This is a genomic window from Moraxella nonliquefaciens (genome assembly GCF_001679005.1).
Lineage (GTDB): Bacteria > Pseudomonadota > Gammaproteobacteria > Pseudomonadales > Moraxellaceae > Moraxella > Moraxella nonliquefaciens.
In genome coordinates, this window is the sequence record NZ_LXTW01000032.1 from 69097 (window position 1) to 87864 (window position 18768).

Genomic DNA, 18768 nt, shown 5'->3' on the forward strand with positions numbered 1-18768 from the left:
TTGTGGTAAAATTGTGCCATTATATAGGGCTTGCCAGTCATTTTACAAGCCTTGTCCACAATAAATCAAAAAGGCTTGATGATGATAAAAATCGGTCAAGGCATAGATGTGCATTCATTCACACAGGGTGATTTTGTGATGCTTGGCGGTGTACCCATTCCCCACAGCCATGGCATAAAGGCTCATTCAGATGGCGATGTACTGCTACATGCTTTATCAGATGCCCTTTTGGGAGCGTTGGCTTTGGGCGATATTGGACAGCATTTTCCTGATACAGATGATGCTTATCAAGGTGCTGATAGCAAAGTTTTGCTAAAACATGTTTATGCGTTGGTGCAAGCACAAGGCTACACGCTTGGTAACGCTGACATGACGGTCATTTGTGAATTACCGAAGCTATCACCGCACAACTTTGCCATGCGTGAGTGCATTGCAGGCGTGTTGGGTGTCAGTGTAGACTGTGTGAGTATCAAGGCAACCACCAACGAAAAAATGGGCTGGATAGGGCGTGGTGAGGGCATTTGGGCAAGTGCGACGGTGCTGCTTATTAAAAACCATGCCTATTAAAAACAGTGGTGTGCTTGTTTGGTTTATTTTTGTCATTGACAATAAATATGGGGTCTAAATAAATATGGGGTCTAAATGATTGCTAAAAATACCGCTTTATTGCTCATTGACTTACAACAAGGCTTTTATGATGAAGCCTACTGGGGCGGTCATCGCAATAACCCACATTGCGAGCAGGTTTGTTTTGAACTACTTAGCCATTGGCGAGAGCAAGATTTGCCCATTTTTCACATTCGTCATTCATCGACCACGCCCCAATCACGCTTACACCCCACACATCAAGGTTTTAATTGGATTGAACTGACTAAGCCCCAAGCTCATGAAACTGTCATTACAAAGCATGTCAATAGCGGTTTTATTGGCACAGATTTACAGCAGCAACTGACCAAAGCGGGCATTGATACGCTTGTTCTTGTTGGGCTGACAACCAACCACTGTGTATCCACAACCGCACGCATGGCAGCTAATTTGGGCTTTACCACTTTTGTGGTATCCGATGGCACAGCGACTTTTGATAGAATGGGAGCAACTGGCGAGCGATTTGACAGTCAGCTTGTCCATGAAATCAGTCTTGCCAATTTGCATGGTGAATTTGCCACTGTACTTACAAGTGCTGAACTTTTACATAAATACACCTTGTAAAAATTGCCATTTGCCCCCATAATAACCCAAATTTCTCAAATCGGAGCGAACCATGACCGACATCAACCCAGAAACCAAAACCTTAATTGAAAACCAAATCAAAGACCATGCTGTCCTACTGTATATGAAAGGCACGCCCCAGTTTCCCCAATGTGGATTTTCAGCGCGTGCCATTGAAGTGTTAACACAAATCGGTCGTCCTTTTGCTTTTGTGAATATTTTGGAGAATCCTGAAATTCGCTCAACCCTGCCATTGATCGCCAATTGGCCAACCTTTCCACAGCTTTGGGTTAATGGTGAGTTAATCGGTGGTAGTGATATCATTTTACAAATGTACCAATCAGGAGAGCTAAAACCACTCATTGAAGAGCATAGCCCAGAGGTCTGATGGCGACAATCGGTTATTTTAGATAACCGATTTTTATTGATAACCATGATAAGCACTAAATAATAAGCACTAAGGTGATGTGATGCTTGATGAAGGTTTTATTCATAAAAACAGTCAACAAATTGTAGAGTTGTGCCAAACACCTGACACAGCATTGACCGCATTGGCATATTGGATAAAATACGAAAATGTTGAACAAGATGCCATCTGTGCTATTTACAAGCGAATTTGTGCAGACATGGATGTGCAATCGGCTTATTATTTGGTGCGAATCATACAGGCCATATCAGAGCCAAATTGTCCCATAGACATACAGCCGTTAATAAAGATGGTCAGTGAATTTGGGGGTGAACTTAACAATTCATTATCCATGCTGGTCAATCAAGAGATGTTAGAACAAATCCGACAAGAAAGCGGTGTATTTTCATGAACATGCCAAACATTTCTGAGCAAATTATCAGCCTTTGCCAAAAGCCAAATACCGCTTTGAGAGCGATTCATTGGCTGATTGCCAATAATGGAGCAAGTGAATCCGCCTTTTGTGCGGTGTATGATAGAGTTATGATGGATAATGATGTGAATGGGGCGTATTATTTGGCGGTCTTTGCCCAAAAAGTGGATGATTTGCCTTTTGATGGTGTGCCACTTATTGACATGGTGATAAATGGCGTGGATAAGCAGATGAAGTTATCTTTGATTGACAAAATGCCAAAAGAGATGCAATTAAAGTATTTGGATAAAATCTGATTAAATTCTGATAAAGTATAAGGGCGTTGATACGCTCTTTTTAATGTTTAATATGATTAATGATTAAAATTATGCTAAAATAATCGGCTTTTTTAAAGAATGTATACTTATGAGCTTTTTAACCAAAACATTTGATGTCATCGTCATCGGTGGCGGGCACGCAGGCACAGAGGCCGCTCTTGCGTCCGCTCGCATGGGGGCAGATACCCTACTTATCACGCATAACATTGAGACGCTCGGACAGATGAGCTGTAATCCTGCCATTGGCGGTATTGGCAAATCGCATTTGGTGCGTGAGGTGGATGCGCTTGGTGGGGCGATGGCACTCGCAACCGATAAGGCAGGCATTCAGTTTCGGATGCTAAACAGCCGTAAAGGGGCAGCAGTGCGAGCCACACGCGCCCAAGCTGACCGTATTTTATATAAGGCAGCCATTCGCCACACGCTTGAAAATCAGCCAAACCTTACAATTTTTCAGCAATCTGTGGATGATATCATTGTTGAAAATACTCGTGCGGTGGCGGTGGTAACAGCCACAGGCATTCGTCTAAATACTCGTGCGGTGGTGCTGACATCGGGGACGTTTTTGGGTGGGGTGATTCATGTGGGCTTAGACCATCAAAGTGGTGGCAGAGCAGGCGACATGCCGTCCATTCGTCTTGCTGACCGTTTGCGTGAATTAAAACTGCCTGTTGGACGCCTAAAAACAGGCACACCTGCTCGCATTGATGCTCGTACGGTGGATTTCTCCGTGATGACCGTGCAGTCAGGCGATACACCTTTGCCTGTCATGAGTTATATGGGTGATGTTGCCATGCACCCACGCCAAATCAACTGTTATATCACCCACACCAACGCACGCACGCATGAGATTATCCGTGCCAATCTTGACCGCTCCCCCATGTTTAGTGGTAAGATTGAGGGGGTTGGGCCACGCTATTGCCCGAGTATTGAAGATAAGATTCATCGTTTTGCTGACAAAGACAGCCATCAGATTTTTATTGAACCTGAGGGGCTAACAACCCATGAATTATATCCCAATGGCATCTCAACAAGTCTGCCTTTTGATGTTCAGCTTGAATTCATCCATAGCATGAAAGGGCTTGAAAACGCCCACATTACCCGTCCAGGTTATGCCATTGAATACGACTATTTTGACCCACAAAATCTCAAACCTACGCTAGAAACCAAACCCATTGACGGTTTGTATTTTGCAGGGCAAATCAATGGCACAACAGGCTATGAAGAGGCGGCGGCACAGGGGTTATTGGCAGGGCTAAATGCAGGACGCATGGCACTTGGCAAGGCATCGTGGACACCACAAAGACACGAGGCTTATTTGGGTGTGCTTGTTGATGACTTGATTACCCATGGCACCAAAGAGCCGTACCGTATGTTCACAAGCCGTGCCGAGCATCGCCTGATTTTGCGTGAGGACAATGCTGATGCACGCTTGACCGCCATCGGACGAGAGCTTGGGTTGGTGGACGATGAACGCTGGGCGAGATTTAGTCAAAAAATGGAGTCTATCGCCAGCGAAACCGCCCGCCTAAAAGACATTTGGGCGACCCCAAATAATGCCATTGGTCAAGATTTTATGGCAAACACAGGTGAGATTTTGACCAAAGAAAATTCGTTACTGGATTTATTAAAACGCCCAAATATCACCTTTGACGACATTGCCAAAGTATCAGACAGCACAGTGAGTACTAGGGTGGGTGAACAGATTGAGATAAGTGTTAAATATCAAGGTTATATTGAGCGTCAAAATGATGAGATTGAGCAGATGAAGCGTTTTGAAAATACGCTCTTACCGCTTGATTTTGATTATGCCAATGTGTCTGGTTTATCCAATGAGATTGTCCAAAAATTAAGCCAAATCCGCCCGACAACGCTTGGGCAGGCAAGTCGCATCAGTGGCGTTACCCCTGCGGCGGTCAGTCTTTTGGCGATGACGATAAAGAAACTTAAAAAAACGCAAGCAGTGACATGATTGAGCGTGATATGAAGCAAATATCTTTTGAGTTTGGACAAAATCACCCTCAAATTCACTTAAAAGCCATTGATTTATTTGCAGGCATTGGTGGTATTCGTTTGGGTTTTGAGCAGGTATTAAGTTTGGGTTTGCTACATAAGTTGGCAGATTAAGGAATATGATGTTAGATGCCATAAGCTTTGCCTTGATGATTGTCTCTCCAAACCTAGCCTTGATGGGGCTGGGTTTTTATCTACAAAAAATGGGCAAAATCAACACTCATTTTATTGACACAGCGTCCAACATTGTCTTTAATTTTGCTCTGCCATGTCTGCTGTTTTTTAGTGTGATAAAAAATAATGTGGATTATGATGAGCAGTTGGCACTCATCATGGCAGGGGTTGTTACAACTTTTGTGCTGTTTTTTGGGGCAGAAGCGTATGCCAAAATATTCATCAAGCAGGCGCGTGATAAGGGCGTATTTGTGCAGGGAGTGTTTCGCTCTAACATGGCGATTATCTCGCTGTCAGTGGCAACCAATGCTTATGGGGTGGCAGGCACAAGCGTGGGGGCGGTGTATGTGGGGGTCATCACCATTTTATGTAATGTTTTGGCGGTCATCACTTTATCACGCACGAGCAGTATTAAAGGATTGTCGGTTCAAAGTTGGGACATTCTCATCAAGATTGTTAAAAATCCACTCATCATTGCATTGGTGTCTGCCTTTATTTATAAAGCACTTGGTTTGCCCTTACCACCTGCACCGATTGCTAAAACAGGTGAGCTGATGGCAAACATTGCCCTACCGCTTGCCTTGATATGTGCAGGGGCGACGCTGGATGTGAAATCCATGTTGGGACTGTCTGGTGTGTCCATGCAGGCAAGCATTGGGCGTATTGTCATTGCACCACTTTTGGCGGTGGGTGTGGGTGTGGCATTTGCCTTAGAACCTTTACAATTTGGTGTGTTATTTTTAATGGTATCAGGCCCAGCAGCTGCCGCAAGCTATGTGATGGCAAAGGCGATGGGCGGTAATGATGTACTGGCAGCAAATATTTTGGGGTTTACGGCAGTCTTTGGGATGATTGGCATGGCGGTGGGCATGGCGTGGCTTAGAGGTTTGGGATGGGTTTAGACTCTTTTTTCTATCAATGTTGCCACATCTGCCTTGGTGTGCTGACTGTCCCATGCGATGAGTGTGTGTAGGCGACGTTTATAAATCTCGGATAAGACGATATTTTTGGCATTTTCGCCTTGTTTTTTCAGTACATTTTGGAGGCGTTGGCACATAAGTTCGTTAAATAGCAGTGCCATTTGTTCCAAATAATGGTGCTGATTGAGATAAAAAAAATCACGCCATAGCCTGCTAAGATGGTGTTGTAGCTTGGCATTGGGTAGGCTTGCCATGATAAGATGAGCTTTACCATCAATGGCGGCGGCTGATTTGTCATGTAGGTCAAACTGGGTGATTGCTCCTGTGTCCGCCATGTTTAAAATCATCTCAATGGTACGCACCAACTCCGCCAAATCCGCATCAATGTCTTGCCAGTTGGGCAGGGCAGGCACAGACAACTCTTGACGTTTTAGGTGATTTAGATATGGCTTGTGTGCATCCGCCACGCCAGAGCTGGTCAGTAGGGTGCTTAGGAGATTGTTTTTGACGATGTGGGGAGCGTAGAGTAAGCACAGATACAGCTGAGTGTTACTATCCATCTCTTGGTGATAGTTGGCGGTGTCATGAGTGGCTTTTTTATTTTTACCGCTTAATCTTGTCCAAAAATCGTTATTTAGCCACCATCTAAAACTTGACCCCTTGGGCAGTTTGGCGGTCAATTCTTTTAGCTCAGCGACCGCACGAGCCTTGTTCTCAGGTAGGGATAAATCATGACGGTTTTGTAGCACACCATGAATGTAGTCTGCCATACTCTGGGCATGCGTGATTTGTGCACGCATGGCATCTGTCCCATGGGTCTTGATGTAGGTGTCAGGGTCATGTCCATCGGGTAGGGTTAGAAATTGTAAGGTTTTGCCATCAGGCAGTACTGGCATGGCAACCTCCAAAGTTCGCCACGCCGCCCGTTGTCCTGCCCCATCACCATCAAAACACAGTGTTAGGGTGTCGTTGTATTTTAACAGCTCTGCAATTTGTTTGCCATTGGCCGCTGTTCCCATGGGAGCGACCGCCCCATCAATCCCTGCTTGGTGCAAGGCGATGACGTCCATGTAACCTTCTACCATAAGATAATTTGTTGCTTTTGCTTGACGTGCTTCATACAGCCCATACAAAATGTGTTGTTTACTAAATACAGGTGATTCTGATGAATTGATGTATTTGGGCATCTCATCGCCCAGTGACCGTCCTGCAAAACCAACCACTCGCCCCTGTCTGTCCTTGATGGGGAAAATCACACGGTCTCGAAGCAGGTCAAAATCTCGCCCCTTTTGGGATGTTCTTATCAACCCTAAAATGCGTAAGCCTTCAATGTCGTGGGGAAAAGCCTGCTCCAAATGTTGCCAACCGCTCGGGGCATAGCCCAAACCAAATGTGGTCATCGTCTCATCACTTAAACCACGTGAGACAAAATAAGCCTTTGCCACAGGGTGTTGATGGAGCATGTTTTGATAAAATTGAGCGATGGCAAAGAGTAAGGTGTACAAATCACCTTCACCATTTTGGGGGTCATTGATGGGGGCGTTAGTCATGTGTTGATGATTGCTATGGTGATAAATGTGGTTGTTATCATCAGTAAAGTTATCATCAAAGCCAACATTTAAAGTTGTATCAAGATTGTTATTAAAGCCAGTGCTAAAATTCTCATCAAAGCCACCATCAAAACCACCATTAAAATCATGATGAGTACCATAAGATGATACACCAGTATTGTTATGATGGGATGATTGATGGGTTGCGTGGGTGTTTGTATTACCTGTTTTGTTTTGATTTGTTTTTGTGGATATTTGGGCGTTTTTGGGGGTTGGGGTTTTGTTTTTGGTGTAGCGGATTTTTTGAGCAAAGTTGTCGTCTTTGGGCAATTCTATGCCTGTTTGTTCAGATAAATAATCCACCGCTTCTTTAAAACTCATGCGTTCAAATTCACGCAAAAAGGTAATGGGATTGCCTTTGACGCCACAGCCAAAACAGTAGTACAGATTGGTCTGTGGATTGACATAAAATGATGGTGTTTTTTCGCCATGAAACGGACAGCATCCTTTGAACTCACGCCCAGCAGGTTTTAGGGTGGTGTGTTTTTTGATGATGGTAACCAAATCGGCAGATGAATTTAGTCGTTCAAGTGTGGTGTCGGGGATTTTCATGTGGTATGTCAAATATTATAACCAGCCTGCTTTTCTAAACTTATGATATAAAAATAAGCACACCGCCAAGACCGTACCAATTACCATAAAATAACCGTATTTCCAATGAAGTTCAGGCATGTGGTCAAAGTTCATGCCATACACCCCAGCCACAGCAGTGGGTACGGCGGCGATGCCTGCCCATGCGGCAAGTTTTCGTACCACGTCGTTTTGCCCCATGGTAACCATCGCCATATAAGTATCCATGGCAACCGACAGCATCTCGTTTAGTCCATTGACCGCATCAATAGAACGAAGCAGATGGTCATTGACATCACGAAAATAGGGTTTGGCGGCAGCAGGAAAGGCAGAGACTAACTCGTTTTTTTGATGATTGATGAAAAAATTGCACACATCTTGGACGGGCAGAATCACCGCACGCATATGCACCAGTTGTGATTTGAGTTCGTACAGACTTTTTAGGGTGGATTTGCTAAATTCATGCGAGAAAATGTTACGTTCTTGTTCACGCAAATAGTTGCCCAAACGGTCAGTAATCGGCAAGTAGTTATCAACAATGAAGTCTAAAATGGCGTGCAAAACAAAAATTGGCCCTAGGCGAAGTTTTTCAGGACGGCGATGGCAGTGTTCACGCACGGGGGTGTAAGAGTTGGATGCCCCACGCCTTACGCTGATGATGAAGTTTTTGCCCATAAAAATCGCAGTTGTGCCATAGCGAATGTAGTTATCTTCAAGTTTGGCAGTACGCACAACCACAAAAATGGTGTCATTGCCATAATTTTCAACTTTGGGGCGTTGATGGTCGGCAAAGGCGTCTTCTAGGGCAAGTTCGTGCAAGTCAAAGGCATCTTGAACCTCCTTGACGGTCTCAAAACTGGGGTCATGCAGCCCAAGCCAAATGAATTGACTGTTGTTGGTCAGTTGGCGACTGACCTCATCAATGCCCAATGTGGCGACAGGCTCGCCCGTTTTACGAGAGTAGGCATGGCAGACGACTGTTTCATTATCGCCTGAGTTTTCTTCTAAGTCTTCAAAACGGTCAGCATCTGGGTCATAGACCGTCATGGTTTCAATGGTATCTTCATCGCTGGCATCAGCGTCGCCATAGATGTAACTGTCCTCTTCGTCGTGAAGATTTAGGTCATCATTAGGTTCGTCGGTCAACTCAGCAGATTCAAACAGCTCTTCTTGTAGGGGCGTGGTGTGTGTTTTTGTTGCAGGCGTGGTATTTGGCATGCCGTCCCCCAAATGACTAAAAAATGACTAAAATAAGATGACTAAAATAAAAACGAATGGATAAACATGATATTATACCAATATTTGTTTTGTTGTGGCAAAAAATTTATTGGCCGATATGAACCAATTTTTATGGTTTTAATGGATGGCTAAAAGTGGTAGAATAAGCCAAATTCTAACTTAACACCATCGCATGAAAATCTACCTAGCAAGAAATAACGTTCAAGCAGGCCCTTACACCTTAGACGAATTAAACCGCATGCTTATATTGGGCGAGGTTGCCTTGACCGATCTGATGTGGCATGTAGGCATGAATGAATGGCTACCAGTGGGGCAGATGACAGGTGGGGTCTATACTTATCAGCCGTCTGTGCAAACACCGCCCAGCCCAACACCTCCAACTGCCAAGCCCGAACAGCGGGGCTTTGGTGATAATGTCGATTTTGTTAAAGACAAGCCTGAGCAAAAGCGGATATCTGTTGCCGAACTCTATGGGCGTAAACCCATACAAGACCCCAACGCCAGTCAGAATGACGAGCCAAACCGAACTGAGTCAAATGCCCGTCCGACCAAAGAGCGGATGGCAAGCCTGCCAAAAGATGATGGCACGATAGAGTATGCCAGTATTTTGGCTCGCTTTTCGGCATTTGTCATTAACGTGGGGCTGTATATCTTGGCACTGTTGCCACTCATCATGGCATTCATGCAGGTTGTGGATGTCAATGAGATAGCACGCCATGCTCAGGACTATCAAGCCTTGCAAGTATATAGCCAAAGTTTGGTAAATAAAGTATCAAACACCACAATCATGATAAGCAATCTTATGTTTTTGGCGTTGCTTGGCATTCAGCTACTGCTTATCATCATGCGTGGGCAATCGTTTGGCAAACTTGTCATGGGCATTCGTGTTGTGGATATAAAAACAGGCAAATTACCCAGTTTTGGCACGCTTGTTTTTATGCGGACGCTGTTTTTGATTGTACTTTATGTCATCGGGGCAAGTGTTATGTCAGGATTGCCTGCGATGATAATGCTTGGGGCAAATTATATCATGGCAAAAGGCAATGACAAAAAACAAGGCTGGCATGACAAAATGACTAAAACATTAACGGTAAAAGCCAAACCATCACAACTGGATAAGACCAAATAATGATTATTTATTTAAATAATATTTGCCATTTAAAATATTTGCCATTTAAATGGATAAAGTCACAGCATTTAATGACGGATTTGTTTTTAATTAATTTTCAAATCCATTAAAATAAAATCAGTCATGCTATTTTTAATCCATTATTAATCTCTTAAATATGCAAAAGTTAAATATGCAAATGAATACCGGTCTTAACACTGACCAATTAACCGCCTTACAAAAAGTGCAATTGCCCGATGATTGGAAGTTTGCCTTAGCCGATATATTATTATCGCCCATCATGGATAACTTGCGTACTTTTTTACAAAATCAATACATTCAGGGCAAGACAATTTATCCGCCCAAGTCTTTGATTTTTAACGCCCTAAATACCACGCCCTTATCCTCTGTTAAAGTTGTGATACTCGGACAAGACCCCTACCATGGAGCAGGGCAAGCGATGGGGTTGTCGTTTAGCGTGCCAAAAATCATTCCCAAACCGCCAAGCCTTAGCAATATTTTAAAAGAGCTTGCAACTGATTTGGGCATTTTTATCTCAACGCATGGCGATTTGACTCACTGGGCAAATCAGGGCGTGCTTTTGCTTAATGCCACATTGACGGTAGAAGATGGGCGTGCAGGTTCTCATCAAGGTAAGGGCTGGGAGGAATTTACAGATGCAGTGATTGATGTTATTAACCATCAAACCGACCGCACGGTTTTTATCTTATGGGGCAGTTATGCCAAGAAAAAAGGGCGTTTTATTGACACCTCTCGCCATTTGGTATTGGCTGCCAACCATCCATCTCCTTTATCAGCAAATCGTGGCGGATTTTTTGGTTCTCGTCCATTTTCCAAAACCAATGATTATCTTATCAGACATGGCAAGAAAGCGATTGATTGGGCTTTGCCACAATGATGGAGTGTTCTGATGGGATGGCTGTTTTGCCAAAGTTTGACTCATTAAAATTTTGGTCACCGACTGATGTTGCTATGATGACCCATGCCCTAATCCTTGCCAAACATGGGGCAGGGTGTGGTGAGATACCTGTGGGGGCAGTGGTGGTACATGATGGGCAGATTTTAGGCGAGGGTTTTAATTGCCCAATCAGCACGCATGACCCTACGCATCACGCTGAGATTGTTGCTCTTCGCCAAGCATGTCAAGGCTTGCAAAATTACCGCTTACCGATTGATACGACACTGTATGTAACGCTTGAACCTTGCACCATGTGTTTTGGTTCACTCATTCACGCTCGTGTCAGTCGTGTGGTGTTTGGAGCGTATGAACCCAAAGCGGGGGTGGTGGTCAGCCAGTTAAACCTTGCCAAAGAACTTTTTTACAATCATCTAATTGCCATCCAAGGCGGACTGTTGGCACATGAAAGTTCGCTCATGTTAAGCCAATTTTTTAAACAAAGACGAGAGGACAAGAAAAGACAAAAATTAAAGATTTGTCAAAATAAAGTTTGACATATTGTTTAACATATTAATGGTAAATTAAATATCAAATTGTCTCAACCAAAATCATCATTTGACCTAAATTTATTTATATTAAAAGAGAATCTCCATGACAATCCCAAAAATCATCACCATAGACGGCCCAAGCGGTGCAGGTAAAGGCACGGTGGCTTATCGCCTTGCCGAACATTTTGGTTTTGAGCTGTTAGACAGCGGTGCGTTGTATCGCATTGTTGGACTGATGGCGTTTAAACATGGTTTACTTGATGGTACAAACGACCAAGGACAAAATACTGCTGAGCAAAAAATAAATGAGCAAAAAATTGCTGATTTGACCAGGTCTTTAAATCTGTCTTTTCATCCGAGTACTTCCACAAAAACAGTGGAGATTTTGATGAATGGCACACCTCTAACAGATGACATTCGCACCGAGTCGGTGGGTAAATATGCCTCCAAAGTGGCCGTATTGCCAAGCGTACGGACGGCTTTATTTGATTTGCAAAAAAATATGGCAACAGACAAAAGGGGGCTTGTGGCGGATGGGCGAGACATGGGAACGGTGATTTTCCCCAATGCCCCTGTCAAGGTATTTTTGACCGCAAGCAGTAAGGCTCGTGCCAACAGACGACTCTTACAACTACAAACAGCGGGCAAGGTGGCAGATTATGAGGCGATTTTGGCGGACATCATCGCCCGAGATGAACGGGATGAGAATCGCAATGTTGCTCCAAGTCGCCCTGCTGTGGACGCTCTGGTCATTGACAGCTCCGACAAATCAGCAGATGACGTTTTTGATGAGATTTTGACGTTTGCACAGGATAAATTATGATCACGCTTATCCCGCTTAGCACCACACATCAAGATGAGTTGTCTTATGTGCTAGATGATGAACAAATGCAGTTCACTGCTTTGCCACAAGATTGGCTTAATGATGAGCGTGCGGATGCTTATAAGGCAGTGATTTTGGATGATGAGTTACATCGGGTGGTGGGATTTTTTGTGCTGGATTTTGGACAGGATAAATACCGCTACACCGACAATCCCAAAGCCGTCCTGCTTCGCTCTATGTCCATAAATCCTGCCTGTCAAGGCAAAGGCTATGCCAAAAATTCACTGAATTTCAAATACTTACAAGAGTTTTGTAAAACGTATATCCCACTTTGCGATGAGATTGTGCTTGGGGTAAATCATGCTAATGTCTCCGCCCAAAGACTCTATGAAAAAACAGGCTTTATCAAGCAAGCACGAACCGTTATGGGGCAAAAGGGTGAGCAGTGGGTGTATGCGTTAAATTTGTGAAATAAATCTGTTTATTTTTCTGATTTTGTGTTATAATCGTAAAGATTTTTTTGTGGCTTGTTAAGCCAAAACTAGCATCTCTTAACAACGCCACCTAACTTGAACCGTACTGGCTAGACAGGCTACGGCTATTTTTAAGGTATACATAATGGTATCATTTGCTGAACTGTTTGAACAAAGCAATGCAAACGAAGTAAAAGTTGAAATTGGTGCAGTTATCCAAGGTCAAGTTGTTGCAATTGACAACGACTGGATTACCGTGGACACAGGTCTAAAATCAGAAGGCATCATCGAGCGTGGCGAGTTTTTAAACGAAGCGGGCGAGCTTGAAGTTGCTGTTGGCGACACTGTGGATGTGGTTATTGAAAAAGTTGATAACGGCATGGGTCAAACAGTGCTTTCTCGTGAAAAAGCAAAACGTGAAGAAAGCTGGCGTACACTTGAACAGATTCATGAGAATGATGAGGTTGTTACTGGTCTTATCTCATCTAAGGTTAAAGGTGGCTTTACTGTTGAGATTGGTTCTGTGCGTGCGTTCCTACCAGGTTCATTGGTTGATGTGCGTCCTATCCGTGAGACCACTCACCTAGAAGGTAAAGAGCTAGAATTTAAAGTCATCAAGATTGATAAAGTTCGTAATAATATTGTGGTCTCTCGCCGTGCCGTTATGGAAGCTGAAAATAGTGCTGAGCGTGATGAACTGCTTGCCAAACTAGAAGAAGGCATGGAAGTTCAAGGCATCGTCAAAAACCTGACTGATTATGGTGCGTTCGTTGATTTGGGCGGTATTGATGGCTTGCTACACATCACTGACATGGCATGGAAACGCATCAAGCACCCATCAGAGGCGGTTGAAGTCGGTCAAGAACTTAAAGTTAAAGTGTTGAAGTTTGACCGTGAGCGTAATCGTGTTAGCTTGGGTCTAAAACAACTTGGTTCTGACCCATGGAGCGAAGTTGAGCAAACTTATCCTGTTGGTACCATCACCAAAGCCCGTGTGACTAACCTAACTGATTATGGTTGTTTTGCTGAGATTGCAGAGGGTATTGAGGGTTTGGTACACGTCTCTGAGATGGATCATACTAACAAAAATATTCACCCATCAAAAGTTGTCCAAGTGGGCGATGAGGTGAATGTCATGGTGCTTGAAATTGATGGCGAACGTCGCCGTATCAGTTTGGGCATCAAGCAAACCATGCCAAATCCATGGGAAGAGTTTGACAAGAAGTATTCAAAAGGCGATAAAATCACAGGTACCATCAAATCAATCACTGACTTTGGTCTGTTCATTGGTTTAGAAGGCGGTATTGATGGTTTGGTTCATCTGTCTGACATCTCTTGGAATGAGTCTGGTGAAGAGGCCATCCGTAACTATACCAAAGGCGATACCGTAGAAGCCCAAGTGCTACAAGTAGATGCCGAAGGTAACCGTATCAGCCTAGGTATCAAACAGCTAAACTCTGATACATTTAACGAATATCTATCTGCTAATGAACGTGGTGCCATCGTGAAAGGCACTGTCAAAGAAGTGGATGCCAAAGGTGCGGTTATTACCTTAGCTGATGATGTAGAAGGCTATTTGGCTGCTGCTGATATTGCTCGTGAGCGTACCGAAGATGCATCAAAAGTATTGAACGTGGGCGATGAGATAGAAGCTAAAATCGTTCGTGCTGACCGCAAGGCTCGTAACATCACTTTGTCCATCAAAGCCAAAGATGAAGCCGATGAGCGTCAAGCACTAAAAGAGCTGTCAAATGCAACCACTGAAAATCAGCCAAAAACTTTGGGCGACATTTTTGCCGACCAACTAAGAGGCTAAGTGCTGATTTATTCAAAGACCTTGAAGTAATTCAAGGTCTTTTTTTAGACTAAATATTTGAAAAGTAACAAAAAATTGATTTTATTTTTGGGTAAATTGCGGTATGATGACATTTTAACTTGAACCTTACTCATTGGTAATTTTTTATGATGGATTTGAGTAAGGCATGGTTTAAAAGGTGAAAAAATGCAAAAAGTTAAACAAGAAAATGAGCTTGACCATAACAGTGAATGCGTGATGAAAAAATCAGATTTGATTGCAAATGTGGCATCTAAATGTGATGATTTAGAAGAGTTGGTAGTTGATGAAGCGGTACGTGAGATTGTGAATATGATGACGTACAGTATTGTCAAGAATGAGCGAGTAGAAATTCGTGGTTTTGGTAGTTTTTGTTTACATTATCGTGATGCTCGCAAGGCTCGTAACCCCAAGACGGGTGAATATGTGTATGTGAAGGCCAAAGCCGTACCGCATTTTAAGCCAGGTAAAGCATTGCGTGAGAGTGTGGATATTTATAACAGATAGGTGTTTTATGTCTTTATTTATCATTATCTTATTGGTGTTGTTTTTTGGTTATGCCATCGCATTGGTGCTTGCCAATAATAGCGAGATTGCGGTTAATTTACTCTTTTCGCAAGTACCAACCACAAATTTGGGATTATTGCTTGTTCTGACCATTGCTTTGGGTGTGTTCATCGGTATTTTGTTATCAGTGTTGCTATTTAGAGTGTTACAAAATAAGCTACAAATCCGCCGTTTATACAAGGAAAAAGCAGAACTACAAGCCAAGCTGGATGAAGCAAATGTCGTGATTGAGCATTCTCGCCAGTCGCATGTTTTGGCAAATGAAACCAAAATCACCTCTCCTAAGACCATTACGACCATAGAAACTGATACTCACTCTTTATGATTGTTACTTTATTAAGATGATAGACCATGCAAGCAAATATAACAAACACTTCAAGCACCTCCCCCATCATCGTTGCGGTAGATAAGCATGACCTGCCATCGGCTTTGGCACTTGCAGACAGTTTAGACCCAAATTTATGCCGCTTAAAAGTGGGCAAAGAGCTTTTTACTGCTTGTGGTAGACAGGTGATAGATGCCTTTCATGGGCGTGGATTTCAGGTTTTTTTGGATTTAAAATTTCATGATATCCCAAACACCACGGCTCAGGCGGTATTAGCGGCTGCCAATATGGGCGTGTGGATGGTAAATGTGCATGCATCCATCGGCTCTGATGCAATGACGCTATGCAAGACACGTCTTAATGATGGTGGTTATGATACTCTGCTTATTGCGGTAACAGTACTAACATCGATGACGCAAAGCACACTCGGCGAGCTTGGAGTGCAAGGCACGCCAGATGAGCATGTCATGCGATTGGCGGGTCTAACTCATCGTGCAGGGCTTGATGGGGTGGTTTGCTCTGCCAAAGAAGCCTCTCTTTTAAAATCTACATTTGGGCAAGATTTTAAACTCATCACCCCCGGCATTCGCTTGTTAGAAGATGACAAAGATGACCAAAAACGCATTTGTACACCCAAAGAAGCCTTGGATAATGGTTCGGATTATTTAGTAATTGGACGTTCTATCACCCAATCTGATAATCCAAGACAGAAACTGGCTAAGATTTTACAGACGATTTAAGGTTGTTTGTCAAGTTTTGCCTTTATCAACAAAAAACACCGACCACGGTGTTTTTTATGTGTCATCTGATGCTCTTAAAAACGCTTTTTAAACTTACCACCCATCGCATTGTTGGCATTTTGTAATTGGTTCATTTTTTGGCGAACCTGCTCTTCACTCATACCCAAATTGATGGTACTGGGGTCTACCCCCATTTCATGGATGTCATTTGTCATTTTGGCAAATTCTTGCTGTTTGTTGCCACCAAACAAGGGGCCACCACCGCCAGACATGCCTTGGGTCAGCCCTTGCACTGCTTTCATCATTTTTTCAATGCCATCGGGGCGACTGATCATTTTCATCATTTTTGCCATTTGCTTGTGCTGTTTTAGCAGAGCATTAACATCTTGGATTTGTTTGCCTGAACCTGTGGCGATACGACGTTTACGGCTTGGGGTGATTTTGTCGGGGTTTTGGCGTTCAAAAGGTGTCATGGAATGAATTAATGCCTCCATTTCCTTGACTCTCTCCTCAGGCTTGGCCTGGGCAAGTGCATCTTGAATGTTGGCTCCACTCATGCCTGGCATTTTATCCAAAAATCCTGCCATTCCTCCCATGTTTTTCATCTGCTGGAACTGGGTTAATAAATCTTCCAAATCAAATTCACCGCCTTTTTGGATTTTTTTTGCCATACGTTCGGCTTTATCACGGTCAATTTTGTTTTCAACCTCTTCAACCAACGACAATACATCTCCCATGCCAAGAATACGCTGAGCGATACGTTCAGGATGAAACAACTCTAAGGCTTCTAATTTTTCACCACGACCCAAAAATTTAATGGGTTTGCCAGTAATCACACGCACAGACAAAGCAGCACCGCCACGAGCATCACCATCTGTTTTGGTCAATATAACACCCGTCAATGGCAAGGCATCATTAAAGGCTTTGGCGGTATTGGCGGCATCTTGACCTGTCATTGAGTCCACAACAAACAATGTCTCGGTAGGGCTGACAGCAGCGGTCAGCTCTTTGATTTCGGTCATCATCGTCTCATCAATGGCAAGGCGACCTGCGGTGTCAATGATGAGAATGTCAGCAAATTGGATTTTGGCTTGTTCAATGGCACGATGAGCGATGTCAATCGGGTTTTCATTCACATCAGATGGTACAAACATTGCCCCTACTTGCCCTGCAACAAATTCAAGCTGATTGATGGCAGCAGGGCGATACACGTCGGCCGACACAAGCATGACTTTTTTCTTTTGTTTGTCTTGTAGGAATTTGGCAAGTTTACCTGCGGTGGTGGTCTTACCTGCACCTTGTAAACCTGCCAGCAGATAGACCACGGGGGGCTTGCCTGTCATCTGCAAACCTTGGTTTGCCGAACCCATCATCTCGGTCAGCTCATCATAGACGATTTTTACAAAGGCCTGCCCTGGGGCGAGTTCTTTTAGTACTTCTTGCCCGAGGGCTTGTTCTTTGACTTTGGCAACAAAATCACGAGTTACAGGCAAGGCTACATCCGCTTCTAGTAGTGCCATGCGTACTTCACGCAAAGTATCTTTAATGTTGTCTTCGGTCAGTGTGCTTTGACCTGCCAGTTTATGAAGTGTGCCAGAGAGTCGTTCGGTTAAGGTGTCAAACATGATGATTTCCAGAGAATTAATAGAATTGATAGAAAAATTTGGGTTATTTTATGCTAAATTCAAAAATTATGCTATTATTATTGCATATTTTATACCAATTTTATGATAAAGAGGTGGTTGTGTTCGTTTTGTACCTGATTGGTGTGATGATTTATGCAGGAGTAGGGCTTCATCTGTATCATGCTTTGGTTAAAAATAAGCCAATTTTTAAGACCGCCACTTTATCTGCTCTAAGCATTGCCATTATCTTGCATGGCGTGATACTTGCACCACAAATCATCACGCTCTATGGACTTAATTTTAACATTTTTAACGTGCTTAGTCTAACAGGATTGTTTTGTCTTATCTTTTTTGTATTATTTAGCCTGTATCGTCCCATTTTAAGTCTGGGCGTGCTTGCTGTGCCAACCGCCATTATTGGCATGAGTTTTGGTGAATTTGGACAAGCGCCTTATCAGCCGATGACTGACATAAATGTGGGATTGCAGACACATATTTTACTCTCATTTGGAGCATACTGCGTGCTACTGATGGCGTGCGTGCAAGCGGTGATTTTGCGTCTACAAATTCGTGAATTAAAGCACCAGACGATACACCGCTTTTGGGTTGCCAAACTGCCGTCTTTGCAGAGCATGGAGAGTTTGCTGTTTGATATGATACTCATGGGTTTTGTGATTTTAAGTATTGCCATCGGACTTGGGCTAATCGCCACTTATGATGTCATGGCTCAGCACGTGGCACATAAACTGGTGTTTAGTGTGCTGTCGTGGCTTGTGTTTGGGGTGTTTATTGTGGGGCATTATTGTTTTGGCTGGCGGGGTAAAAAAGCATCCAACTTTGCCATTTATGGCTTTATCCTGCTTGCCATTGGCTTTGTGGGGTCAAAAGTGGTGTTGGAGCTGATTTTAAAATAAA

Annotated in this window: 21 protein-coding genes; 18 read left to right on the top strand and 3 right to left on the bottom strand. The window is 43.5% G+C overall.

Translation table 11 applies throughout. The annotated features are described in order from the left end of the window. The first annotated feature begins 78 nt into the window (after positions 1–78). From ispF to A7456_RS07420, 8 genes are all read left to right on the top strand, one after another. Complete coding sequence (gene ispF / locus A7456_RS07390) at positions 79–567, top strand: 2-C-methyl-D-erythritol 2,4-cyclodiphosphate synthase (protein WP_067009176.1); 489 nt, start codon at positions 79–81, stop codon at positions 565–567. A 75-nt stretch (positions 568–642) separates the two neighbouring features. Then, positions 643–1209, top strand: a complete 567-nt coding sequence (locus A7456_RS07395; protein ID WP_063454037.1) for a cysteine hydrolase family protein — start codon at positions 643–645, stop codon at positions 1207–1209. 52 nt (positions 1210–1261) lie between these two features. Further along, positions 1262–1597, top strand: coding sequence for a Grx4 family monothiol glutaredoxin (gene grxD / locus A7456_RS07400; RefSeq protein ID WP_003660650.1), 336 nt, complete (start codon positions 1262–1264; stop codon positions 1595–1597). A gap of 82 nt (positions 1598–1679) precedes the next feature. Beyond that, positions 1680–2027: a hypothetical protein gene (locus tag A7456_RS07405; RefSeq protein WP_065256311.1), complete on the top strand. Its 348-nt coding sequence runs from the start codon at positions 1680–1682 to the stop codon at positions 2025–2027. Next, complete coding sequence (locus A7456_RS07410) at positions 2024–2344, top strand: hypothetical protein (RefSeq protein ID WP_067009179.1); 321 nt, start codon at positions 2024–2026, stop codon at positions 2342–2344. The genes A7456_RS07405 and A7456_RS07410 overlap by 4 nt, the downstream gene beginning before the upstream one ends. A gap of 109 nt (positions 2345–2453) precedes the next feature. Next, a complete protein-coding gene (gene mnmG / locus A7456_RS07415; protein WP_067009182.1) occupies positions 2454–4337 on the top strand; it encodes a tRNA uridine-5-carboxymethylaminomethyl(34) synthesis enzyme MnmG in 1884 nt (627 codons plus the stop codon). Continuing rightward, positions 4334–4492: a DNA cytosine methyltransferase gene (locus A7456_RS11455; RefSeq protein WP_158512508.1), complete on the top strand. Its 159-nt coding sequence runs from the start codon at positions 4334–4336 to the stop codon at positions 4490–4492. Before mnmG ends, A7456_RS11455 begins: the two co-directional genes overlap by 4 nt. Before the next feature lie 8 nt (positions 4493–4500). Continuing rightward, on the top strand, positions 4501–5454 hold the full coding sequence (locus A7456_RS07420; protein WP_065256308.1) for an AEC family transporter: 954 nt from the start codon (positions 4501–4503) through the stop codon (positions 5452–5454). Here the strand turns inward: A7456_RS07420 and A7456_RS07425 are convergent. Together A7456_RS07425 and corA are read right to left on the bottom strand one after the other, a co-directional pair. Further along, entirely contained in the window at positions 5451–7634 is a 2184-nt protein-coding gene (locus A7456_RS07425; RefSeq protein WP_067009185.1) for a DNA primase, read from the bottom strand. The two genes, A7456_RS07420 and A7456_RS07425, sit on opposite strands and share 4 nt — an antisense overlap. Before the next feature lie 15 nt (positions 7635–7649). Next, entirely contained in the window at positions 7650–8870 is a 1221-nt protein-coding gene (corA, locus tag A7456_RS07430) for a magnesium/cobalt transporter CorA (protein WP_082995501.1), read from the bottom strand. A gap of 193 nt (positions 8871–9063) precedes the next feature. Here corA and A7456_RS07435 point away from each other — a divergent pair, with 193 nt between their 5' ends. The 9 genes from A7456_RS07435 to pyrF all read left to right on the top strand — a co-directional run bounded on the left by A7456_RS07435 (position 9064) and on the right by pyrF (position 16228). After that, on the top strand, positions 9064–10020 hold the full coding sequence (locus tag A7456_RS07435; RefSeq protein WP_067009187.1) for an RDD family protein: 957 nt from the start codon (positions 9064–9066) through the stop codon (positions 10018–10020). 178 nt (positions 10021–10198) lie between these two features. Beyond that, positions 10199–10918, top strand: a complete 720-nt coding sequence (ung, locus tag A7456_RS07440) for a uracil-DNA glycosylase (protein ID WP_145916114.1) — start codon at positions 10199–10201, stop codon at positions 10916–10918. Positions 10919–10935: 17 nt separating this feature from the next. Beyond that, positions 10936–11472, top strand: coding sequence for a tRNA adenosine(34) deaminase TadA (tadA, locus tag A7456_RS07445; RefSeq protein ID WP_067009923.1), 537 nt, complete (start codon positions 10936–10938; stop codon positions 11470–11472). A gap of 97 nt (positions 11473–11569) precedes the next feature. Then, a complete protein-coding gene (cmk, locus tag A7456_RS07450; RefSeq protein WP_067009193.1) occupies positions 11570–12289 on the top strand; it encodes a (d)CMP kinase in 720 nt (239 codons plus the stop codon). Then, on the top strand, positions 12286–12759 hold the full coding sequence (locus A7456_RS07455) for a GNAT family N-acetyltransferase (RefSeq protein WP_067009196.1): 474 nt from the start codon (positions 12286–12288) through the stop codon (positions 12757–12759). The genes cmk and A7456_RS07455 overlap by 4 nt, the downstream gene beginning before the upstream one ends. Positions 12760–12904: 145 nt before the next feature. Next, positions 12905–14578 (top strand): 30S ribosomal protein S1, encoded by a 1674-nt coding sequence (gene rpsA, locus A7456_RS07460; protein WP_169816059.1) that lies wholly within the window; start codon positions 12905–12907, stop codon positions 14576–14578. Between the two features lie 186 nt (positions 14579–14764). Further along, on the top strand, positions 14765–15103 hold the full coding sequence (locus A7456_RS07465; protein ID WP_197940235.1) for an integration host factor subunit beta: 339 nt from the start codon (positions 14765–14767) through the stop codon (positions 15101–15103). 7 nt (positions 15104–15110) lie between these two features. Next, on the top strand, positions 15111–15488 hold the full coding sequence (locus A7456_RS07470) for a LapA family protein (RefSeq protein WP_066887351.1): 378 nt from the start codon (positions 15111–15113) through the stop codon (positions 15486–15488). Positions 15489–15514: 26 nt separating this feature from the next. Beyond that, on the top strand, positions 15515–16228 hold the full coding sequence (gene pyrF, locus A7456_RS07475) for an orotidine-5'-phosphate decarboxylase (RefSeq protein WP_067009199.1): 714 nt from the start codon (positions 15515–15517) through the stop codon (positions 16226–16228). A gap of 74 nt (positions 16229–16302) precedes the next feature. On the opposite strand, the gene ffh is transcribed toward pyrF, so the two are convergent. Next, a complete protein-coding gene (gene ffh, locus A7456_RS07480) occupies positions 16303–17853 on the bottom strand; it encodes a signal recognition particle protein (protein WP_066887357.1) in 1551 nt (516 codons plus the stop codon). Between the two features lie 119 nt (positions 17854–17972). Here ffh and A7456_RS07485 point away from each other — a divergent pair, with 119 nt between their 5' ends. Next, complete coding sequence (locus A7456_RS07485; RefSeq protein ID WP_197940338.1) at positions 17973–18767, top strand: cytochrome C assembly family protein; 795 nt, start codon at positions 17973–17975, stop codon at positions 18765–18767. The last annotated feature ends 1 nt before the right edge of the window (position 18768 follow it).